This is a genomic window from Moellerella wisconsensis ATCC 35017, from assembly GCF_001294465.1.
Lineage (GTDB): Bacteria > Pseudomonadota > Gammaproteobacteria > Enterobacterales > Enterobacteriaceae > Moellerella > Moellerella wisconsensis.
Window position 1 is genome coordinate 35,527 of record NZ_LGAA01000007.1, and the last position, 21,880, is coordinate 57,406.

The window sequence follows — 21,880 nt, forward strand, 5'->3', positions numbered from 1 at the left end:
TGGATCAGCCATTAATACCGTAACTCTTCAACATGGCATCTAACTCAGGTTTACGGCCGCGGAAGCGTTCAAACAGCACCATCGGTTCTTCTGAGCCACCACGGCTAAGGATATTATCTAAGAATGACTGCCCAGTTTGGCGATTAAAAATGCCTTCTTCAGCGAAACGAGAATAGGCATCAGCGGCCAATACATCTGCCCATAAATAGCTATAGTAACCGGCAGAATAACCGCCAGCAAAAATATGGCTGAAGGCATGTGGGAAGCGGCTCCATTCTGGTGATGGAACTACAGAGACTGCACGTTTAACCGCTTGCAGTGTCGACATTACTTGCCCGCCTTTGCTTGGGTCAAACTCAGCATGTAAGCGGAAATCAAACAGACCAAATTCCAGTTGTCTCAATACAAACATGGCAGATTGATAGTTTTTTGCCGCTAACATGCTATCGAGCATTTCTTGCGGTAAAGGCTCACCCGTTTCATAATGGCCGGAGATAAACTCTAGCGCTTCAGGCTCCCAGCACCAGTTTTCCATAAACTGGCTAGGTAATTCTACAGCATCCCATGGTACCCCATTGATACCCGCGACATCGGCGACATCGATTTGAGTCAGCATATGATGCAAACCGTGGCCGAACTCATGGAATAACGTGGTAACTTCATTATGAGTAAATAGCGCAGGTTTATCGCCGAGAGGTTTGTTAAAGTTGCAAGTGAGGTAAGCGACAGGATTTTGCAGCTTACCATCTTGATGGCGCATTCTGCCTGCACAGTCATCCATCCATGCGCCGCCGCGTTTATTCTCGCGTGCATATAAATCGAGATAGAAACTACCGCGCAAGGTATTGCTTTCATCATATAGCTCAAAGAAACGTACATCAGGATGCCAGGTCTCGACATCTTTACGCTCTTTTGCGGTTAATCCATAGATGCGGTGAACCACTTCAAACAGCCCTTCAATCACTCGTTGCTCTGGGAAATAGGGACGCAGTTGCTCATCACTTAATGAAAATTTATGCTGCTTCTGTTTTTCGCTATAGTATGCAATATCCCAAGATTCGAGTTTTTCTACTCCATAATGGGTTTTAGCGAACTCGGTTAGCTCAGCAACTTCTTGCTCGCCTTGCGTATGTGCACGTTTCGCCAGATCATTCAAAAAGTCCAGCACTTGCTCCGGTGATTGAGCCATCTTAGTGGCTAGAGATTTTTCAGCGTAATTAGTAAATCCGAGCAATTGAGCTAGTTCATGACGTAAAGCTAACAGTTCATCCATAATTTCACTGTTATCCCATTTACCGGCATTAGGCCCTTGATCTGACGCTCGGGTGCTGTATGCATAGCTCATTTCACGACGCAATTCGCTATTATCTGCATAGGTCATAACAGGTAAATAACTTGGCATATCTAAGGTTAATAAATAGCCTTCTTCGCCTTTTGCTGCCGCCATTTCTTTCGCTGCGGCAATTGCACTTTCTGGCATACCTGCAAGTTCTTGCTCATCTTTGACCAATTTTGACCAGCCCATGGTGGCATCCAGTACATTGTTGCCATACTTAGAGCTTAGTTCAGAGAGGCGAGCGACTATCTCACCATAACGTTGCTGCTTCTCTACTGGCAGACCGATACCTGACAGTTCAAAATCGCGCAGAGTATTTTCTATCGATTTTTTCTGTGGTTGTGTTAAATGAGCAAATGAATCACTTTCTTTCAATGATTTATAGGCTTGATAAAGATCTTTATTTTGACCTAACCATGTACTGAATTCAGACAGTAACGGCAGGCTTTTCTCGTATTCAGCACGTAGTTCGGCACTATTTTTAACCGAATGGAGATGACCGACAGGTGACCATACCCGAGACAGTTTATCGCTGGCTTCTTCTAGTGGCTGGCATAGATTATCCCAAGTATATTGATCATTCTTAGACAGAATATTTTCAACCGTTTGACGATAGTCGGCTAAAACTTGCTCTACCGCGGGAACGACATGTTGTGGCTCAATCGCAGAAAAAAGAGGGAGAATGGCGTTGCTTAATAATGGGTTTGTCATATAAACATCCTGTGATTGATGGCTATACCGCCTTCAGGCCATATAGACGAATTCATTTTATTGATATTTCATACTAGACAACGGGTACTTTGATTACTTATCGCTATCGCCTTGACAATAGCAAAAGATAGGCCCGAATTGTAAGCATCATAAAACTATAATGGGGGCATAAAATATGACTTCAATGTCAGCATACTGTATTTTTGCCACGTCTATTTCGTTATTAATGGCATTAATTGGCGTGATAAGGGTTCAGAAGCGTAATTAATCAAGGTATAATCATACCCGTATTATCCTCCAATTTCTGAAAAGGAAGATCATCGTCCCTGGTGGGGCGGCTGGACTTCAAATCCAGTTGGGGCCGCCAGCGGTCCCGGGCAGGTTCGACTCCTGTGATCTTCCGCCACTCAAGTTCAATACAACTCCACAAAACTCAACTAATCCCTTATAACCAGCGATTAAGCCATTTTCAATTCAACGGATATCAACTCAGCTCAACCGCAATCAATGTATTGTGCACAACTAAATCAGGATACTTTTCTGAAGGAATTTCTTTCGTACTCAACTGACAATGGCCCATTATTTACAGTATGAAGCCTTTCTAAGTTGCAATAACGCATATACATGATGACATCCTCTTTCATCTTTTTCCGAGTGAAATGTACGATTTTTTAGTCGCCAATCGTATTTCAAACTACCAAAAAATGTTCAATAACGGTGTTATCTCAACCTGCTTCTGCATCAACCTGCTTGCCCTAATATCATAATTTGTCTTAATTAAAGGCGGATTATCGGGGCGAAATACTAAAGCTAAGCGAGCTCGCACGGGGACTGTGAATGGTATTGATGGCGACATCAAATTGAATAAGGGATTGTGGGTGATGACACAAAAAAGGCCGAGCATGTTTCTGGGAGATAATACATTTAGTCGTATAAATAAGTGGAAGTTTGATTTAATCATTGAAAATTTGACTTAAGTGTAAACTAATCGTTCCTCGGTTATGGATGAGGATAGATTATGGCAATAGGATATTTTTTACGGGTTGGTGATAGAACCACTTGTGGAGGACAAATATTAACGGGAAACAATACCATGCAATGGTACGGTGTTGCTGGTGCTCGTGAAAGCGATATGGTCAGTTGTGGCAAACATTCTGGTCCCTTTTATATTATCGGTGGCTGTAATAGTGTTTGGGATGAAGGGCGAAAAGTAGCGGGTACGCTTGAAAGTATGAGCTCCTGCCCTTGTCATGCACGATTTATTAACTCCATTCATGATTGCTATAGTGATGAAAGTGGGTCAGCCTCCCCAGAAACAGCTTCAACTATCCCTCCCGTGATAACCAATAAAATCTGTATTAGTTGTTTAATGAAAGCCGCTGAATCAGGCCAAATGCTTGTTGTTCGAGAAGGATAATAATAAATGCATAATCCGCATCCTATTTTTAATTATTTTGAACGTTATCCTGATGCAAAGCATTATTGTTTGACCTGTGGTTTACAGTATGAGCGCCACTTTGATAAAGAACTTCAGAGTCGTTATGGAGCCGTAAGTTCACTCTTTAAACAACGTCCAGATTCGGAAATCGTATGGGCGGGTCCGTGGTTAATTGACGTGTCCAAACGAAGTGATTTACTTGCAGATTTAATTCAATTAGAAACTGAATCGCCGGCACTATCATGGCTAGTCAGTGACTCATCAATTGAGAAATTGGCGACTCACTTCTCTGAACGGCTTAATGTGAGCTTACCCGATGGCAAAACAGCCTTATTTCGGTTTTATGATCCTCGGGTGATTCACAATATTCCTCAAGTTCTGACATACGAACAATTCCATGAAATAACCACGCCGCTCATTGGATGGTATTACCGTTTTGAAGGACGATTTTATGCATTACAAGGAGGTGGGTTAAATGCAGTTTAGCGAAGAACAATTAAAGAAAATTCAAAGTATTGAACAGAGTGATTATGTGACTCGAGTGAGTGCTGATTTTTATCTACATCATTTGGATAAGCTCCAGAACCTCGAAACATTGAATAAACGTTTAGGATCCGCATTTCAATATGTTATCTCCCTCGGTTTCACTCAAGAACCGTTAATTCGGTCATTTTTATTTTACGAAGCTTGTTGCCCCGGCTTTCATTTAAAGCCAGAAATTAGAAATATGCTTGAGGAAAAAAATCGCGTGCCAGAGCAGCAGTATCAAGATTTTTTACGGATAGCCATGAAATTGATTGAATGGAGAACTTAGCATGCCAATTCCATTAATAGTTGCAGGTGCAGGATTAATGACTCTGGGTGGTCTAGCCGCAGTGACACAAGAGGCCTCAAAAATCGGTTTTCCCTCATCGTCAGGCAGTGGCGATGATGAATGGGGAGAGACAAGTTACGGTGATAGAATTCGTGAGTATGAAAGTATTGCCATTGGTGGAATTGATGACGAAGATTCTGATGATAAGCGTAGAGGCAGCCAAGGAGCAGCTACAGGCGCTGTGGCAGGTTCATCAGCAGGAGTAGCCGCAATTGAAGCGAGTAAAGGGTGTAAGAAGTGCACGGCAATTGGATTAGTTGGACCACATAAACAATTTGTCGATAGTTGGTCCATAATCTCAATTAATTATCAACAACGTATTTGCTCAACGACTTTAGGCCTAGAGGGGACTCGGACATATATAAATGAATATAAATGTTTAGATGTCGCTTTTGATGGATGGAGAGAGACTGAATGTTTGTTTCTAGAGGCTAAAGGAAAGTACGACCAATTTTTTAAAGGAGATGGGGAACCTTGGTATGATGGTGTAGAAGATACGTTTAACCAAGGGACTCGACATCAATTCGTGATGGAATCATTAGAAAATATTCCTTATTGTCACTGGCATTTTCTGCAACCAAAAAGTGCTAGTTATTTTAAACAGAAATTTGCGAAATATACAAATCTCAAAGTGTTTCACACACCTTAAGGACTAATTATGAAGATCTCATTAGATATAGAAATCTACTTAAATAAGAAAAATTATTCAATTCCTGATGTGGTAAATGATTATTTGTTTTTTTCAAAGTTTATAAATGAAATTGCAGGTCAGTCTAGCTGGTACCTTACTGGAAGCTCAAAGAAAGAAGCCCTTGAGAAGAAATTCATTGAAAATGATAATATAAACAAGGATATCGAACATAAATTTGTTGATAGACTAACAAAATCATCTCCTATTTATGGCTCAGCGATCTGGAATGGAGATAAAAATAGGATACAAATAAGTAATTATCTAGCTAGAAGCTTTGATAATTATGATGTTAGCTTAAGCATGAAGTTAGAAAATAAGCAAAACTTACAATATAAAATTAAAAAATTAATATTAAACTTAATGGAAAATTATATTAAAGTAGAGAAGATATTAATTCATACAAATAAATATCACTTAAATGAAAAAAATGTTTTTCCGGACAGACTTCCCGTTGGTTGGATGCTTTATCTCAATAAAAAAATAACCCAACAACAAGTACCAATGGCAGCAGAGCTTATTGATATTGAAAATAAGAAAAATAGCGGTACATTAATTATTAGTACTGACCATGTGTTTGATGGTTCAGATAAAGACGATATTAAAAAAGCTAATGAAATCGAAATACAGCTCACTGCATTAGGACTACTTCCACTTTACTCCGAAATTTACAGCTAATTAAAAAGGGAAAAAGGTGGACTTATTAATTAAGTTAGATATCGAGCTACATGAAGAAATATCAATTCCATCTTTAATTGATATTTTTAGTCATATGATTTTAACATGTGAATCAATTACTAATGAAAAAGAGGACTCATGGTATTTAACAGGCGATACTTTGGAAGAAGCATTACAAAAGAAAGCCTTTAATCAATGCACACCCACTGATTTATTGAAAGCAATTCCGTATTTTGATTGTATGGAGACAATATGGGCAAATGAAAATAAATCGTTGAGCATTATTAAATATACTGGTTCAGGGCTGATATATAGCCTCGATTTTACAATTCGTGATATTAGTTTACCCAATAAAATAGCAATAATTGAAGCATTAAATTACTATATTGGTAATTATAGAATAGTGTGTGTGCAAATAGACATTAATGGTTATTGGTATAATGATAAAAATGTATTCCCGGACAGACTCCCCGTTGGTTGGATGCTTTATCTCAATAAAAAAATAACCCAACAACAAGTACCAATGGCAGCAGAGCTTATTGATATTGAAAATAAGAAAAATAGCGGTACATTAATTATTAGTACTGACCATGTGTTTGATGGTTCAGATAAAGACGATATTAAAAAAGCTAATGAAATCGAAATACAGCTCACTGCATTAGGACTCCTCCCCTTAATACGTGAAATATACAGTTAAAGCGAGGAAAAGATTATTAAACTAACGTTTAGGATCCGTATTTCAATATATTCTTTTTCTCGATTTTACCCAAGAATCATTAATTCGTTCATTTTTATTTTACGAGGCTTGCTGCTCTGGCTTTCATTTCAAGCCAGAAATAATAAATCGTAATTTAAGTGAGCAATTCATACCAAACTTAAAGAGAAGTCATGATAATTTTTTGATGGAAGGGTTATACCTTAGTATTAAACTTGCACTTTTACACTTAATTTAGCTTAACGATGAACGATTGCATTTATGAATAAATCTTATTAAGTTAGTTTGTGATGTGTATTACTTATGGAAAATAAAGGATGCTTAAGGATAATTTTAATGAGCTACACATTTTTTTGGCGGTTGCTAGGGCAAAAAGTTTTACTAAAGCTGCGGCTAAACTGGGTGTTTCTCAATCTGCGCTGAGCCATGCGGTCAAAGCGTTGGAAGAACGTTTAAATACGCGACTCTTAACGCGAACCACACGCAGTGTTGCTGCAACTGAAATAGGTGAAAAGATTATTACCTGTCTTGAACCTCGTTTAGCTGAGCTTGATCATGAATTAAAGTCGATTATTCAGCTTAATGGCGCAGCATCTGGCAATATTCGTCTTTCAACGGGAGAGCATGCTGCCCGCAGTCTTCTTTGGCCTAAACTTAAACCTTTTCTACGTGCATATCCGGATATTAATGTCGAGCTGGTGGTTGATAATGGGTTTGTTGATATTGTTGATGGGGGTTTTGATGCCGGTGTACGATTGGGCGAAAGTGTTGATAAAGATATGGTTGCAGTAAGAATTGGCCCTGATATGCGATTAGCGATTGTTGGTTCGCCGAGTTATTTTGAATCTCAGGGGATACCGCAAACGCCTCATGATTTACAACATCATCGCTGCATCAATATGCGCCTTCCAACTGCGGGAGGATTGTATCATTGGGAGTTTGAAAAAGAGGGTAAATCGTTACGTGTGAGAGTGGAAGGGCAGTTAACCTTTAATTTATTATCGGAGCGAATAGATGCGGCTCTGTCTGGGTTTGGCATTGCTTGTGTTCCTGAAGATACCATCCAAGAGGCGGTAAAATCAGGAGAATTGATCCAAACGTTAAGTGATTGGTGCCCTATATTTTCAGGCTATTACCTTTATTACCCGAGTCGAAAACAGCATCCTCCAGCGTTTGCATTATTAATTGATGCACTGCGCTACCGTGAAAGTGAAAAATAAAGGTGGGTAGCGTGAGGTAAATGCATTGACGACTACCAACCTAAGCGATATTTAGCGATTAATCAGCGCTTGTAACGCCGCGGGATAACGTTCCCCGACAATCTTCACTGTTTCCAGCGCATGAGCAATTTTTTGCAAATCGTTATCAGTGAGTGTGACATCGACGGCATTTAAATTTTCTTCTAAACGGTGCAGTTTAGTGGTGCCCGGAATAGGGACAATCCACGGTTTTTGCGCCAATAACCAAGCCAGAGCGATTTGTGCTGAGGTCACGCCTTTTTGGCTAGCGAGATCTGCCAACAAAGTGACTAGCTGTTCATTTGCTTCTAAAGCCTCAGCGTTGAAACGAGGGACTTTGCTACGAAAATCATCGTCGTTGAATGTGGTATTGGCATTAATTGCACCCGTTAAGAATCCTTTACCTAATGGGCTGAAGGGAACAAATCCAATACCTAACTCTTCGAGCACAGGTAATATTTCGTCTTCAGGCTCACGCCACCAAAGAGAATATTCGCTTTGCAATGCGGTGACAGGCTGAATAGCATGAGCTCTGCGAATAGTTTGAGCACTGGCTTCAGAGAGGCCAAAGTATTTTACCTTACCTTCTGAAATTAAATCTTTTATTGTACCGGCAACATCTTCAATCGGTACATCAGGGTCAACGCGGTGTTGATACAGTAGGTCGATAACGTCTGTTTTAAGCCGACGTAATGAACCTTCGACAGCTTCACGAATATGCTCTGGACGGCTATTTAAAAGCTGTTGTTTGTTTTCATTACTGCAATTAAAACCAAATTTTGTCGCAATAACCACTCTATCTCGAAAGGGTTTTAGTGCTTCACCTACCACTTCCTCATTTAAGAATGGTCCATAAACTTCCGCGGTATCAAAAAAAGTGACCCCACGTTCTACTGCGGCACGAAGTAATTCAATGGCTTGATGCTTATCTGTAGCTGGACCATAACCATGACTTAATCCCATACAGCCTAAGCCAAGCGCAGAAACCTCAAGATTTGAATTACCGAGAAAACGTTTTTTCATTATTTATGTCCTGATAGTTAATTAGATTATTGATGCGGCTAAACATCTAGCTTGCGGCCAGCGAGCCATTCGACTATTGCTGGATCGCGGTGTGAGAAAAATGCACTTGTTGCAGTATCGATTGCCGTGATTTTTGTCATTTCATCATTAGTCAGGGTGAAATCGAGGATGTTTATATTTTCTGCCATTCTGGTTCTACGAATCGATTTAGCCAGTGATACAATCCCTCGTTGGAGTAGCCAACGCAGAACAACTTGCCCAACACTCTTACTGTATTTTTTACCGATAACCGTTAATTGTGGATGCTGGAATAATCCATTTTTACCTTCAGCAAAAGGCGCCCAAGCTTCTGGCTGAATACTTTTACTCTGCATCCATGGCACGGCATGTAATTGCTGATTAAACGGGTTAACTTCGATTTGGTTAACCGCCGGAATGACTTTATTAAACGCAATAAGGTCAGCGACTCTGTCTGGATGAAAATTGCTGACACCAATCGCCTGAATTTTTCCAGCTTGATACAGTTCCTCCATTGCGCGCCATGCACCGTGGACATCACCATAAGGCTGATGGATAAGGTAAAGATCAATATAATCTAGTTGTAGGCGATTTAATGAACGTTTAAATTGTGCTTTCGTGCCTTCATAGCTGGCATCTTGTAGCCATAATTTGGTGGAAATAAATAAATTTTTTCGGGCTATTCCACTTTGTTTAAGCGCATTTCCGACTTGAGTTTCATTTTGATAGGATGCGGCGGTATCAATTAAGCGATAGCCTATTTCTAGTGCGTCAATAACAGCACGTTCACATTCGTCAGGCTGTGTCATCTGAAAAACACCGAAGCCTAACAACGGCATTTCAATCCCATTGTTTAATTTGATAGTTTGCATAATGAGCCCTTTTATCCTTGTTGGAATAGAGCATAGCGTAGATTTATTGATTAGATTAGAGGCTATAATTTTCTAAGGTTTATGAGAAAAATTCATAAATAATAGATCCTGCTTATAATAAGAATCAATAACAGCAGGTTTTTTGCTTAATAACATAATATGAAAATAATCTGTTTTCTGAAGATTAAATATTTTGCTGTAAGCGGATATTTTTACAAGATTGACATACTAAGTTGAATCGATTTTTGAGTTTTAAGGATCGTGTATTGCATGACATTGGTGGAATAAGGGCGAAAGCCGCTGCCGAAAAAATTAAATAAGTGTCTAATGTCTGTAGATAAAAACGCCGTTGGTTAAAAGCAGCGAAAAGGATAAGAGTGAATATATGCAGCGCTGAAAGAGTTACTGAAAACAGGAAAGTTGATAAATAGTAGAATCACTATTTTTAAATTTAGCTAAATTGTCAAAGCCCGCTTTGTGCTAGAAGCGGACGTAGTAATTATTGGCCGCTAATTGCTTACTAACGGTTCATAATAACAAATAGTATATTAAGAACTTTCCAGCATTAGCGGGTCGTTACAAGTTGAGTTGATTTTTTAACTAAAAATCAGTCTTAGAAAAACCGGTCATATCATCCAGTCCCATTTCGCGGCCTAATGCCGTTAGTGGATGGACAATTATCAGACCTCGCACGGCTTTCTTCAGCTTGCCAATATCAGCTTGTTCTTTCTTAGTGATGGGGCGTTTGAATGGCATATCGACTAACTTTTGCGCTTCTTTGCTTAGTTTCTGATGACGTACTGCTTTCAAACGAGCGATTTCAATTTCCAGCGCCGCTTTTTCTTTCTCAAGCTCTGCATACTTTTCCGTTTCGTTTGTCAGTTGCATACTCGCCATCTTGTGACGAGTAAGGTCTAAACGGTCGTTAAGAAGTTTAATTTGTGCTTTTTCGATTTCTTTCATTATTAATTAACCGTGAATAAATTACTTGTCGGCAAGTATACACCATTCTGCGTAAGAGGGCGAAAAGGGATACTGGTTGTTAAACTCAGTATCAAAATACTTTTATTGGGTAATTTATCTATTATCACTCTAAAATTAATCTAGCAGGCATTAATCGAGATATTACTATTTATCCAATTAAATAAATTTATTTAATATCAATACTATTAATTATTAAATACGGCTTCCTGAGATCTTTTAATACAATAAATTTGCTGCATTATTTTTAGAAAGATCTGTTTATAAAAATTGCAGCGAATTTATTAAAGTATATAGCGCTTATATTATTTCTTTTTATTCAGCATTGATTTTAAGTCGGCAAAGGGATTATAGGTGGCTTCGCCAACATCTTTTTGTGCGTCTTCCCCTGCGATAACATTTGTGCCGTACTGGTCAGCTTCAGTGTATTTGGAGTGTTCATGATCATGGCAAAATAAACACAGTAGTTCCCAATTGCTACCATCTTCAGGATTATTGGTATGGTCATGATCAATATGATGAACGGTTAACTCACGTAGGTTTGAATAAACAAATTCCCGTGTACAGCGTCCGCATATCCATGGGTAGATTTTTAGCGCTTTTTCACGGTAGCCGCTTTCTAGACGAGAATAGTTTTTGGGGATCAGAGCCATTGCTAATATTACCTGCTATAAAAGTTAATTTTACGATAGTGGCCCCAATATACCTCATAATACTGCAGAAGGAGAAATGTAACAGAAGAGGAATATTCATATTTAATCCTGAGTTTTCGATACGTTTGATGAGTGATTTATGGATTGATAATTATTAGTATAATTGGCTGATAATGTTCTTTATAAGTATATATTTATAATTGAGACACTTATCATGTACTGAGCAACTCGTAGCTGCCTTTTTGAACAAATACTGCTTTATAATTTTTATCGTAAGATCAGTAAGTTATTATTTCTTATGTCTGATTTATAAAATACTATTTTTTACGACTTTTCCTAAGCTGTTATGGCTCACGCTAAAATACGTTTTAAACGTTGATTAAGAAATCTCATTCGATAATCTAATAGAATATTATTATCGTACCGAATATCGCTTCTATCATTCCAACCTAAACCAAAGGCGTAGTCTGTACGGGCATTGTGCTTTATACTGCGGGCTGCAAAAACTAAGTAGATAAACAATTAGGCGGTAATGGCGATGAATGGAACAATCACAACGTGGTTTGACGATAAAGGTTTTGGATTTATCAAAGATGAAAACGGTGATAACCGTTATTTTCATGTGATTAAGGTCGCCAATCCAGATCTGATAAAGAAAGATGCTGCGGTGACTTTTGAACCGACGACGAATACTAAAGGGTTATCAGCTTATGCGGTAAAAGTCATACCGGAAAGTAAATATATCTATATTGCGGGCGAGCGCCTTAAAATTACTTCGATTAAATCATTTTTGGTTTACAGTGAAGAAGTCCCTGCTGATACTCACATTGATAAAGAAAATACGGTGTTATCTATTGGGCTATTAATGAATAGTATTCGACCAAAATCAGAGACTAAACCTGATGCAATGCGTACACTGAAAAAACTGGCGATCACCACCTTCCAAGGAACGACGTTAACTTTCACCGAAGATGAGATAGATGTGGATGCCATGATGAAGCAACTGCAAAATCTGAAGTAATTTAGTTTTATGCGTGCTATTTATCCGTGGTATATAAATATAATTTATTGATTCTAGCCAGTAATGATAAGCAGATCCATTTAGTAGTCGGCGAGTTATTCGTGAGAAAATATGAGATTAAATCTATTATTATTCAATAGGTTATTTTCTAATCATGTACAATCATTATGTATCGTATCTTATTTGGGTTCGAGCTATATTGGTGGTTAATAGATCTCTTCAAATTCAAGCGATAGCGTATCCAGGTTCTACAATTGGATACAGCCTCACAAATTATCAGTATCATCCTACAAATTATTCAATGGGTTTAGAGACGAAGATGACAAAACTCACCTTACAAGAACAAATGTTGAAAGCTGGATTAGTGTCTAGCAAAAAAATGGCTAAGGTTCAAAGAACAGCTAAAAAATCTCGCGTTCAAGCACGTAATGCCAGAGAAGCGGTAGAAGCGAACAAAAAAGAACAACTTGAACGTGATAAGCAGCTAAATGAACAACAAAAACAAGCTATTTTATCGAAAGAGTCTAAAGCACAGGTGAAACAGCTGATTGAAATGAATAGAATCGAAATTGCCAAAGGTGATATCGGTTTTAATTTCACCGATGATAATTTAATTAAAAAAGTTACGGTTGATAAGATAACCCAAGCTCAGCTGATTAGCGGTCGCCTTGCTATCGCTCGTTTAGCCATTGATAATAGTGATGTAAATGAATACGCGATTATTCCTGCAAGTGTCGCTGATAAAATAGCTCAGCGAGATGCGAACAGCATCGTATTAAATAATGCGCTGAGTCAGGAAGAGCAAGATGAAGATGATCCATACGCAGATTTTAAAGTGCCAGATGATTTGATGTGGTAATTGGCATTTTAACCATGTTAGCGCTTAGAATGGGCTAGCATTACGGGCGTTGATCCATTCTTTATTAATGGGATGTACAAAGTGTAATTCACTGGCGTGCAGCATAAGGCGCGGTGTTTTTTCAGTCCCTGCTAGTAAACGGCCTCCATACAGATCACATCCTAGAATAGGATGACCTACATGTTGACAGTGGATACGGAGCTGATGTGTACGCCCGGTTTCAGGGGTTAGCTGTACTCGTGTTAATGGCACTAATTTTCCACTCTGCGATTCATGATAAAAACGTTCAATGACTTGATAGCCAGAACGAGCTGGTTTGCCGTTGATTGAGCAAATTGACATGAGTGGAAATAGTGCTGGGTCTTTACCAATCGGTGCGTTTATTATCCCTTCATCATCCTCTAGATGCCCGCACAGTAGCGCATGGTATACTTTAGTGACCGTGCGCTGACTAAATTGTTGGCAGAGAGCTGCATTTATCGCTTTATTGCGAGCAATCACCATTAATCCGGATGTTCCGAAATCTAACCGGTGTACAAGAGTGCAACCGGGGAAGAGTTGAACCAGTCGATAATGTACCGAATCCATATTTTGCGGATTTTTTCCAGATAGGCTGAGTAGACCCGAAGGTTTATTGATGAGTACTAAATAATCGTCCTGATACAAAATTTCAATATTGTCATGGCAGGGTGGGGCAATAAAAGTATCGATAATCTTAGACATCAGGCTATCCGTATCAGAAGTAGACATCGATGATACCCAATTTTAAGCCGACTAGCGAATCTGATGATTAATTGAATTACGATAGAATTAGTAAATATCTTCGAGTTATTTTTAATCTTTTAAAAGAAGGATATCTGTGAGTGATAAGTATTTTATTTAATGATTAAAACTATCAAGCAGATCCTTGATCGATGATTACTCTATTCTCTATTCCATACCCCTTAATATTGCTCGCTCTATGCTTATCATGCTAGTCCCAGAAACCATATCAATATCGTGCAGACAAAGTCGATCGTGCTTGATTCTGACGGCGTCTATAGTTACCCCGAGCTTATCTCATTTTATAATCTATTAGTGACTAAGATAGAATTAACCAGACCTGATGGATGATGATATGTGTTCGAAATAATGAGTGTAAATGGAATAATGAAACTTTTAGGCTCAAAAATTATAGTATTCCTAAAAATTATAAAGAGTGTAGTCTTCAATATAGTTTAGTGTGGATACTAGTATATGATGAATTTAGCGATATATTAAAAAATAAGTTGAAATAATATAGGTTTTTTATTCTATTTATAATTTTCAATTATAAATAATTCTATATGTGACTGTCTTATTTTGAGTGATAATGTTATATCGAATAGCTAAGATAAACAAATTAATAACCTTAGTAAATTATCCATAATATGTAACTTAATAGAAAATGGCTATCACAGCGATAGGAATAATTTCTATTTTATTATAAATATAGCCATTTTCTATAATAGTAAGATGAACTGTAACAAGCTTATATTATTATTAAGGTAAGGATGTATTTTTATTTATCTCAATAGAGATCAAGAATTAGATTTAATATCAATAGCGAATATTCTTAAAAATTTAAAAATGATTATATAAGATATTCTATTTTATAGCGCATTCATACCCTTAATAAGAGTAAAAGTTATTTTTAATATAACGTAATCGATCGTAAATTGTAATAAAGTGTAATATTAAGTGTGTTTTATTATTATTTTAAACATGATTTTCTCTTATTTATAAAATTATAGTAAATATTAATTAAATTACTTTAAATATTTGTTTATTTACTTAATTTATTTAATTATCAAATAGTTAGTTTCATGTCGTTGAATAATGATACTCATTTGGTGAGTTTTACTTGTCAGTCATAACGATCAATAGACTAAAATCAATAGATTTAACCTATTGAATTAACTGGATTCGATCGATATAAACGTTTTTACTCTTATTTCAATATATCTATTATGAATACCAATTAAACGAACAGCTAATTATTTTTATATTGGAGTGTAATTAATGAAATCTAATATAATTAGTAGTCGAGTGGGTACTTTTCTACGAATAGCTCGCAAAGAAAAGAAAATGACAGGAAAACAATTAGCAGTATTAATGAATATTAGTCAGCAACAAATATCTCGATACGAAATAGGAATAACTTCAATTACATTAGAACAATTAGAAAAGTTTTTAATAATCTTAGATAAGAAATGGTGTGATGTAATAAAATTTATTGAAGAAAGTCTTATATCAAAAGAAAGATAAAATCATAATTTTTAATCAGCTAATTTTAATAAAATTATTGTACATAATTTAATGGAAATCAATAAGTAATAGTTTGATCTAATTATTTATTGATTATGTTTTATAAAAAACACATTTAAAGTGTTTTTTATATTATGTAATTAATTTTTAGTCATAGGTATTAATAGAGAGAATAATATGTTAAATAAAAAAATAACTTCTGTTGTATTGTCAACAATTATAGCGGCTTCTTTTGCTACAGTTGCTAATGCAGAAACACGTACTGCTCAAGCAACAGCTACATGGCAAGCAACAGCAATTAAAGATACTACAAGTATGCTAGTTGTTACTCCATTAAAAAGCTTAACCTTTAACTATGCTGAAGGTCAAAAGAACTTTAACCAACAAAATGGTGCTTTTGATATTGCTATTCAAGGTCAATCAGGAGCAACTGATTTTAAATTAGCATCAAAAATTGTTTCTAATACATTAGCAAGAACAACTGATGATTCTAAATTGACAGTTGGTGTTAAATGGAATGGCGAAGATTTAAATAAAACTACAGATACCGTATTAATTGATACATCAAAAGGCTTAACTTCTGGTTTAGATAATTTAGCGGCTGATGGTATCTATAATGGTACTGAGCGTGCAACTGATCGCGGTGAATTTACTTTTGTAATTGCAAGTGCAGAATCAGCTGGTGCACCAACAGATTTTAAAGCATTGTCTGATGGCGTATGGGATGGTGATGTTAAAGTTCAGTTTACAGCAACTTGGGACGGTGACTTTACTCCTGCTGCCACTCCTGAAGAACCAGCTGCATAATTAATTATCCCTCTATTAGATAATTGAATATTACGATAAAGATACTATAGGGAAATAATATCTTTATCGTTATCTTATTTAGAGACTGATTACTATGAAAAAAATAATTTCAGCATTAATTTTATTATCAATATTACCTATAAAAAATAGTTTAGCTGTAAATGTAGGAAATATTACGGAGATAATATCTTCAGATAGAGATACATTAGCAAAAGAAATTGAAAACACAGTAAGTACAGCAAGGTTAGTAAATTTAACTATTGAGAAAATAGATTCACCTCTCGAGAATGGAAAAGTTATTCCTGTTAATGATCCTAACGAAATATTATCTACACCGGCCAATTTAATTCTTCCTGGTAATGCAAAGGATGTATTTAAAATAATTTATCAAGGGCCAAAGGATGATAAAGAACGATATTATCGTTTAAATTGGAAAGATGATCCTATTGGTGAAAATGGGGTTACACAAAGTTCGAAGTCAGCGTCAGCAACAACTTCAGCAACGATTAGTACAATCCTTGTTGTAGCGCCAAGAATTGAAAAGTTTGATTATAAATATATTAATTCTCAAGTATCTAACGTTGGAAACAGTTCATTTCGTGTTGTAGCATCAGGTCCATGCTTACCTGAAAAAAAAGAATACGGTGTTGACGGTATTTGCCGTGAGCGTTATTACCTTATGCCTCATCTAGCCGTTAAATTACAATTTGTCGATCTTACAAATAAAAAATCTAGCGTAGGTATTTGGCATAAAGGAGAGTTCATTATTGTCAAATAATTAAGAATGGACTTTAATCATGCGTAAGAGTGTTATTGCTTTATCAATATTAAGTATTATTTTTTCAAATACGATTAATGCCAATGAAATGAGAAGCATTAAAATTGGTGGATATGTTATTCCTCCTGCATTTGTAAATGCATTGGAGGAAGGCATGTCTGTACCAGTTTTCTTACGATTAAGTGATGATGCTAAAAAAAATCAGAGTGAAGGCAAAATTGCTGATGCAGTTATTGTAATTGATCAAGATAAAATTAAGTTATCGAGTATTCATTTTATTGACAGTACACAGGGACCTAAATTAAAAGATTTAATAATTGATAAACTCGAAAATACACAAAATGTATTTTTTAATGAAGATAATAGTATTATCATTGATAATGACGCGTTACTTCAACTCAATATTTCGTCATTTAATCTATCATTAGATGTAGATAAAGCCGCTTTTGTGCCTAAAGAATATTCAAGACAATCTGTATTAGGTCGTTCTTCAGTTAATTCATTTTCAGCTGTAGCGAATTATGATTTAGGGGTATTTCAAAGCCAGGTAAAAAATTCAAAAAATTCATCTAGTAGTTATTTTAATTTAGATACTTTATTTGCTATAGCAGAGAATCACTTTAATGTGAACGCTTCGGCATATAGTATTGGCAAATCCAATTCTAATGTTGAACTTTATAGAGCTATGTATGAGCGTGATTTTAATGGATTACGCTTTGTTGTTGGTTTGATGAGCACTTGGAATTTACAGTCAATTGCTAGTTTAACCGCACTTAGTAGCAGCAAAATTTATGCAGCTTCAATTGGGAATAACTCTTCTAGTATTATTAATAACAAACAACAATCATTAACGCCAATCTATGCTTTTTTAAATAGCCCAGGTGAAGTTCGTATTTATCGTCAAGGAAAACTATTAAATATTCAAAATTTCCCAATGGGTAATTATGAAGTTGACACTAGTATTCTACCGTATGGTATTTACGAAGTAACGATTGAGACAGTTGTCGATGGTAAAATTGTCACAACTCAGAATCAGACTATTAATAAATCTTTTGGAGCAATAGCCGGAAATTTTGATAAATTAAATTGGGAAATTTATGGTGGCTACGTGGACTTCGATAAGAAGAATTACGTAAGAGGCGATAATTCACATGGCCAAACACCAGATAAAAGTTATTTAGCAGGCGCCTCTTTTGCTTATAATTTTCCTGTTTTATCTGGGATCAGGTTTCAAATGTCAAATTATGGATTTGACAAATTTATTGTCCAAGAAACCAGTATCAATGCTTCTATTAATGATTATTTATCCGTTTCTTGGCAGGGCTTGCTGGAGAATCATGGTAGTTATCGTAATATCGGAACTATTTCTATCAGTATTCCTGAAGGATATGGCTCATTGTGGGCATCAAGAGAAAAGACCGTGATTAACGGCGATTTACCACTTTATGATGCAGATAGCTATTCTTATGGTGGAACGTTTAATTTAGATAAGATTATCGATCGCGCGGGTTCATTTACTATTAGTAATACGAAAGACCGTCGTGTTGGCAGCGATTCAATTAACTATGAATATGCGAATACATTATTTTCTGGACGTTATGGTGTTGTTGGATTAAGGGCTGGTGCGCAGCGTTATCACTATGATAATCAAAATAGCACTAATGAAAAATATATTAACTTTGATTTCTCTTTACCACTTTCTACATGGTTAAGCTCAGGTATCTCTTCTACGAATGGGAATCTCAAAGCTAATATTTATGCCAATAAGAATTTTGAGAATTCAGCGATCACTAATGCAGGGCTTTCTGTTTCTAAATTAGTGCGTGATAAAGATAACGGAGAATCAGATTTCTCAACTCTGGGCTATGCTTCTTATGATATGAAATATAACTCGGGTACAGTGACAATTAATCGACCGGATAATAATCGACTTAATGGTAACTTAACATCGCGAGGCTCCATTGCTTACAGCGACGGTATGGTTACGCCAAGCGGTCAGCAAGGTAAATCTGGCGTTATTATTAATTCTGATATTAAAGGTAGTGGAAGTATGGTCGCTAAGGTTAATGGACAAAATTACTCAATTAGCGGAAAAAATACATTTATTCCATTGTCACCATATTCAAATTATGAAATTCAATTAATGAATAGTGGCCAATCTTCAGATAGTTTTGATATTGTTTCAGGTCGAAATAAATCTGTCGTATTGTATCCGGGAAATATTGCACTTTATCAACCAGAAGTTAGGCAATTAGTAACTGTATTTGGCCGACTAAAATCACCAGAAGGTGAATATATAAAATATGCATCAATTAGAAACCATATTGGTCGTACAAAAACAGACCAAAATGGTGAGTTTTCGATGGATGTAGATGTCCGTTATCCAGTTATATCGTTATTACAAGAAGATCAACGGACGATTTGTGAAGCAGATTTAAACCTTCAAGGTGCACGCGGTGCTTTATGGGTAGGCGAAGTAACATGTGAGCCACAAGAAGCATTTGCGAAAAGATAATAGGGCTTATTTTATGAGAAGAATTTTACATCTTACATTAACGATATGTGTCTTCATTAATTATTTCATCAGTTTTAGCGCTCAAGGAACAAATGTAACTAATAGCTATGTTTTTATTGAAAATAATGTAGATAACGAATTCTTCATTACACCAAGAACAACAGACCCTCGTTTTTCAGGATCAAATAAGTATACTCGGTACGCTAGTTCTTCACAGCTTAGTCTCGGCTATATGGGGTATGTTAATACATCAATTCAAGCTAATCAGAATATAGATATTTGGCTAGAAAATTCACAAATTGAAAAACCATTTACAGGGAATCGATGTATGAGAGGCTATTGTTTAGATAATAGTGGTTACTGGCCTGCTCAATATCTTGGAAAAGATGGTGCTTATAAAATAAGACAAAGTAATATTAATGGCGAGTCTTACTATGCACGAGGAATATTTAGTGATTCTGCATATCAATATTTTCTTCAATTACCCGTAGGAGTTTCAGAGACCTATAGCTATAGATCCTGTATGACTAATACTGATTATGATCCAAGTAAAGGTGAATCTTGTCGTAGTGTTGGTGGTAATATTATAGCCTCTCATGAATTCAATATAACAAAATCAGGACATATAAAGTTAACATCAACAGGCGCCTTACAAGAAATTTTTATTGATACTAATGGTAATCCAAATATAGGCTTAGGATCTCAATTTTGCCGTATCGGGATTATATCAAATCAAAATGGTATTATCTGTCAAGTTATTGACCATGAAACAAAAGGTGATATATTTGCTAACATTAGGTTAGGATTAACAATAAATAGAACATTAATACCGTTTACTCCTGCCGCTAATACAATACTAATTGGCCCCGACGATGGTAGTAATAGTTGGTATAATTATAATACTACATATCCAGCAAATTATTATGTTAAAAGTACAAATAATCATGTTTCTATATTCTTATCAAATACATTTTTAAAACGATTAATTACATCAGGTGTTGACTTTACTAATAGTCAAGAATTTTTCACTTTTTCGTTTACAAATACTGCTGTGCCTCAATCTGGGTATTATGAATTTACACCATCAAATACGCTAATAATAAAACCTCGAGATTATGGAATTAGTATTATTCCTGCCGATTTCAATCCCAATCAGTCTAAAACTGGAAAAGTCGGGAGTAATGAACCATCAATTGAGTTTAATTATATTGTGACGACAAGTGGGCCTAGACAAGCAGATTCGATAACAGCTAAAGTTGATGGACCAATAGTAACTTTAAAAGGCCAACCTTTTTGTCTCTTTAGCTCGGATGATGACCAAATTAAAGTGCCATTTTCCGCTTATCTTAGATTTACGAATAGTGATGGAACAAAAGGGTTACATAGAGCCAGTTGTGACGGTAATGAAATTTCGTTGAAAAATGCCTTATGGGAAGCAACTCCATGGGATAAGCCTAATGAAGATATGGGGACTTTTTATAGAATGAATTTAGATTTATCATTTCCGATGGATGACTCCTACTCATTGTTTAGCTTAGATGGTGTCGATTGGTTAGGTACTGTCTCTGCAAGTGGATTGGTGACAGTAAAAGCAATTTGGACGGGGCCTGATATTCAATAAGTTTAATCTTTGGCTACTTGTTAATTTACAAGTAGCTATTTTTATTGAAGTAATATTTTTCTTAAATTTGATCTTGAAGATTTAAATATGAAATTAAAACTGTTAATTAAAGCTTTATTATTAATATTATTTTTCTTATTATATAATAATGCTTATGCGTTATATATTAATTCTGATATTTCTTCAATGGAATCTACTCAGCAATTTTATTCTAAATCATATACTAATAATACGACGAAAACTAATTTATATAACTTTAATGTTTATAAAATTGATAGGCCTGGAAATAATGAGAATGGAAATCCGGTTGAGAATGGTGAAATTATATTTACACCACTCAAGAAAATTTTATTGCCAGGTGAGCAAGAGTTTTTTAAGATTTTCTATCGGGGAAAAGAAGATGATAAAGAGCGTTATTATAAAATAATTATTAGTGAAACACCTCTTGAAATGCAACATGATGAAGCTAAAAAGAAGAAGTCATTATTTTATCCAACCGTCAGTCTAGAAACATATTTTGTCGTAAGGCCTAAAAATCCTAACTTCCAGTATGTTCTCAATGAAAAAGATGGAATACTGAAAAATACAGGGAATACTTATTTCAGAGTACTATTACATGAAAATTGTCAGGAAGATATTGATGTAGATCCTTATGTGCTTTATTTACTGCCTAATCAAAGTTTCCAGCACGAACGTTTAAAAAATAAAAGTAATAAGTATATTGTAATTTTTGATAAGTATTATTCAATAGGTAACTGTGAATAATTG

21 protein-coding genes, 1 tRNA gene and 1 pseudogene are annotated in these 21,880 nt (G+C 35.9%); 17 read left to right on the forward strand and 6 right to left on the reverse strand.

Annotated elements, in window-relative coordinates:
- Positions 1–4: 4 nt before the first annotated feature.
- Entirely contained in the window at positions 5–2,047 is a 2,043-nt protein-coding gene (gene prlC, locus M992_RS03375) for an oligopeptidase A (RefSeq protein ID WP_053907317.1), read from the reverse strand.
- 311 nt (positions 2,048–2,358) lie between these two features.
- Here prlC and M992_RS03380 point away from each other — a divergent pair.
- The 9 genes and pseudogenes from M992_RS03380 to M992_RS03415 all read left to right on the forward strand — a co-directional run bounded on the left by M992_RS03380 (position 2,359) and on the right by M992_RS03415 (position 7,660).
- Positions 2,359–2,453, forward strand: a tRNA-Sec gene (locus M992_RS03380).
- Positions 2,454–2,820: 367 nt separating this feature from the next.
- Positions 2,821–3,024, forward strand: a pseudogene (locus M992_RS15385) (hypothetical protein); the annotation flags it as partial.
- A gap of 41 nt (positions 3,025–3,065) precedes the next feature.
- The gene (locus M992_RS03385; protein ID WP_053907318.1) at positions 3,066–3,464 is read left to right on the forward strand and encodes a PAAR domain-containing protein; all 399 of its coding nucleotides are present in this window, start codon (positions 3,066–3,068) and stop codon (positions 3,462–3,464) included.
- A 6-nt stretch (positions 3,465–3,470) separates the two neighbouring features.
- Positions 3,471–3,971, forward strand: a complete 501-nt coding sequence (locus M992_RS03390) for a DUF4123 domain-containing protein (RefSeq protein WP_053907319.1) — start codon at positions 3,471–3,473, stop codon at positions 3,969–3,971.
- Entirely contained in the window at positions 3,961–4,299 is a 339-nt protein-coding gene (locus tag M992_RS03395) for a hypothetical protein (protein WP_047257410.1), read from the forward strand. Before M992_RS03390 ends, M992_RS03395 begins: the two co-directional genes overlap by 11 nt.
- A 1-nt stretch (position 4,300) precedes the next feature.
- The gene (locus tag M992_RS03400; RefSeq protein ID WP_053907320.1) at positions 4,301–5,008 is read left to right on the forward strand and encodes a Tox-REase-5 domain-containing protein; all 708 of its coding nucleotides are present in this window, start codon (positions 4,301–4,303) and stop codon (positions 5,006–5,008) included.
- Positions 5,009–5,017: 9 nt separating this feature from the next.
- Entirely contained in the window at positions 5,018–5,725 is a 708-nt protein-coding gene (locus M992_RS03405; RefSeq protein WP_053907321.1) for an Imm52 family immunity protein, read from the forward strand.
- Positions 5,726–5,741: 16 nt separating this feature from the next.
- Positions 5,742–6,422: an Imm52 family immunity protein gene (locus M992_RS03410; RefSeq protein ID WP_053907322.1), complete on the forward strand. Its 681-nt coding sequence runs from the start codon at positions 5,742–5,744 to the stop codon at positions 6,420–6,422.
- Positions 6,423–6,757: 335 nt separating this feature from the next.
- Positions 6,758–7,660 (forward strand): LysR family transcriptional regulator, encoded by a 903-nt coding sequence (locus M992_RS03415; RefSeq protein ID WP_053907323.1) that lies wholly within the window; start codon positions 6,758–6,760, stop codon positions 7,658–7,660.
- A 51-nt stretch (positions 7,661–7,711) separates the two neighbouring features.
- On the opposite strand, the gene M992_RS03420 is transcribed toward M992_RS03415, so the two are convergent.
- The 4 genes from M992_RS03420 to yajD form a co-directional block, all read right to left on the reverse strand.
- Complete coding sequence (locus tag M992_RS03420) at positions 7,712–8,701, reverse strand: aldo/keto reductase (RefSeq protein WP_053907324.1); 990 nt, start codon at positions 8,699–8,701, stop codon at positions 7,712–7,714.
- Between the two features lie 38 nt (positions 8,702–8,739).
- A complete protein-coding gene (locus tag M992_RS03425) occupies positions 8,740–9,591 on the reverse strand; it encodes an aldo/keto reductase (protein ID WP_053907325.1) in 852 nt (283 codons plus the stop codon).
- Between the two features lie 600 nt (positions 9,592–10,191).
- Positions 10,192–10,554 (reverse strand): YibL family ribosome-associated protein, encoded by a 363-nt coding sequence (locus M992_RS03430; RefSeq protein ID WP_053907326.1) that lies wholly within the window; start codon positions 10,552–10,554, stop codon positions 10,192–10,194.
- Positions 10,555–10,877: 323 nt separating this feature from the next.
- Complete coding sequence (yajD, locus tag M992_RS03435) at positions 10,878–11,225, reverse strand: HNH nuclease YajD (RefSeq protein ID WP_053907327.1); 348 nt, start codon at positions 11,223–11,225, stop codon at positions 10,878–10,880.
- Between the two features lie 532 nt (positions 11,226–11,757).
- Between yajD and M992_RS03440 the strand changes: the two genes are divergently transcribed.
- Positions 11,758–12,246 carry a cold-shock protein gene (locus tag M992_RS03440; RefSeq protein WP_047257419.1) on the forward strand — a complete coding sequence of 163 codons (489 nt, stop codon included), beginning with the start codon at positions 11,758–11,760 and terminating at the stop codon, positions 12,244–12,246.
- A gap of 319 nt (positions 12,247–12,565) precedes the next feature.
- Positions 12,566–13,105, forward strand: coding sequence for a DUF2058 domain-containing protein (locus M992_RS03445; RefSeq protein WP_053907328.1), 540 nt, complete (start codon positions 12,566–12,568; stop codon positions 13,103–13,105).
- 24 nt (positions 13,106–13,129) lie between these two features.
- On the opposite strand, the gene M992_RS03450 is transcribed toward M992_RS03445, so the two are convergent.
- Positions 13,130–13,828 (reverse strand): RluA family pseudouridine synthase, encoded by a 699-nt coding sequence (locus M992_RS03450; RefSeq protein ID WP_047257421.1) that lies wholly within the window; start codon positions 13,826–13,828, stop codon positions 13,130–13,132.
- Between the two features lie 1,317 nt (positions 13,829–15,145).
- On the opposite strand from M992_RS03450, the gene M992_RS03455 reads away from it, so the two are divergent.
- The 6 genes from M992_RS03455 (at position 15,146) to M992_RS03480 (ending at position 21,877) form a co-directional block, all read left to right on the forward strand.
- Positions 15,146–15,391: a helix-turn-helix domain-containing protein gene (locus M992_RS03455; RefSeq protein WP_053907329.1), complete on the forward strand. Its 246-nt coding sequence runs from the start codon at positions 15,146–15,148 to the stop codon at positions 15,389–15,391.
- A 177-nt stretch (positions 15,392–15,568) separates the two neighbouring features.
- Positions 15,569–16,198 (forward strand): common pilus major fimbrillin subunit EcpA, encoded by a 630-nt coding sequence (ecpA, locus tag M992_RS03460; RefSeq protein WP_053907330.1) that lies wholly within the window; start codon positions 15,569–15,571, stop codon positions 16,196–16,198.
- Between the two features lie 94 nt (positions 16,199–16,292).
- Complete coding sequence (locus M992_RS03465; protein ID WP_053907331.1) at positions 16,293–16,976, forward strand: EcpB family pilus assembly chaperone; 684 nt, start codon at positions 16,293–16,295, stop codon at positions 16,974–16,976.
- A 19-nt stretch (positions 16,977–16,995) separates the two neighbouring features.
- Entirely contained in the window at positions 16,996–19,491 is a 2,496-nt protein-coding gene (locus M992_RS03470; RefSeq protein WP_053907332.1) for a TcfC E-set like domain-containing protein, read from the forward strand.
- A 13-nt stretch (positions 19,492–19,504) separates the two neighbouring features.
- Positions 19,505–21,112: a hypothetical protein gene (locus M992_RS03475; RefSeq protein ID WP_053907333.1), complete on the forward strand. Its 1,608-nt coding sequence runs from the start codon at positions 19,505–19,507 to the stop codon at positions 21,110–21,112.
- Positions 21,113–21,199: 87 nt separating this feature from the next.
- On the forward strand, positions 21,200–21,877 hold the full coding sequence (locus M992_RS03480; protein WP_053907334.1) for a hypothetical protein: 678 nt from the start codon (positions 21,200–21,202) through the stop codon (positions 21,875–21,877).
- The last annotated feature ends 3 nt before the right edge of the window (positions 21,878–21,880 follow it).

Bases quoted from the DNA above. Each gene is read 5' to 3' on its own strand.
- M992_RS03415 (WP_053907323.1), top strand. From the start codon at position 6,758: ATGCTTAAGGATAATTTTAATGAGCTACACATTTTTTTGGCGGTTGCT.
- M992_RS03475 (WP_053907333.1), top strand. From the start codon at position 19,505: ATGAGAAGAATTTTACATCTTACATTAACGATATGTGTCTTCATTAAT.
- M992_RS03385 (WP_053907318.1), top strand. From the start codon at position 3,066: ATGGCAATAGGATATTTTTTACGGGTTGGTGATAGAACCACTTGTGGA.
- prlC (WP_053907317.1), bottom strand. From the start codon at position 2,047: ATGACAAACCCATTATTAAGCAACGCCATTCTCCCTCTTTTTTCTGCG.
- M992_RS03405 (WP_053907321.1), top strand. From the start codon at position 5,018: ATGAAGATCTCATTAGATATAGAAATCTACTTAAATAAGAAAAATTAT.
- M992_RS03400 (WP_053907320.1), top strand. From the start codon at position 4,301: ATGCCAATTCCATTAATAGTTGCAGGTGCAGGATTAATGACTCTGGGT.
- M992_RS03420 (WP_053907324.1), bottom strand. From the start codon at position 8,701: ATGAAAAAACGTTTTCTCGGTAATTCAAATCTTGAGGTTTCTGCGCTT.
- M992_RS03425 (WP_053907325.1), bottom strand. From the start codon at position 9,591: ATGCAAACTATCAAATTAAACAATGGGATTGAAATGCCGTTGTTAGGC.
- M992_RS03480 (WP_053907334.1), top strand. From the start codon at position 21,200: ATGAAATTAAAACTGTTAATTAAAGCTTTATTATTAATATTATTTTTC.
- M992_RS03395 (WP_047257410.1), top strand. From the start codon at position 3,961: ATGCAGTTTAGCGAAGAACAATTAAAGAAAATTCAAAGTATTGAACAG.
- M992_RS03450 (WP_047257421.1), bottom strand. From the start codon at position 13,828: ATGTCTAAGATTATCGATACTTTTATTGCCCCACCCTGCCATGACAAT.
- M992_RS03440 (WP_047257419.1), top strand. From the start codon at position 11,758: ATGGCGATGAATGGAACAATCACAACGTGGTTTGACGATAAAGGTTTT.
- ecpA (WP_053907330.1), top strand. From the start codon at position 15,569: ATGTTAAATAAAAAAATAACTTCTGTTGTATTGTCAACAATTATAGCG.
- M992_RS03390 (WP_053907319.1), top strand. From the start codon at position 3,471: ATGCATAATCCGCATCCTATTTTTAATTATTTTGAACGTTATCCTGAT.
- M992_RS03445 (WP_053907328.1), top strand. From the start codon at position 12,566: ATGACAAAACTCACCTTACAAGAACAAATGTTGAAAGCTGGATTAGTG.
- M992_RS03470 (WP_053907332.1), top strand. From the start codon at position 16,996: ATGCGTAAGAGTGTTATTGCTTTATCAATATTAAGTATTATTTTTTCA.
- M992_RS03455 (WP_053907329.1), top strand. From the start codon at position 15,146: ATGAAATCTAATATAATTAGTAGTCGAGTGGGTACTTTTCTACGAATA.
- yajD (WP_053907327.1), bottom strand. From the start codon at position 11,225: ATGGCTCTGATCCCCAAAAACTATTCTCGTCTAGAAAGCGGCTACCGT.
- M992_RS03465 (WP_053907331.1), top strand. From the start codon at position 16,293: ATGAAAAAAATAATTTCAGCATTAATTTTATTATCAATATTACCTATA.
- M992_RS03430 (WP_053907326.1), bottom strand. From the start codon at position 10,554: ATGAAAGAAATCGAAAAAGCACAAATTAAACTTCTTAACGACCGTTTA.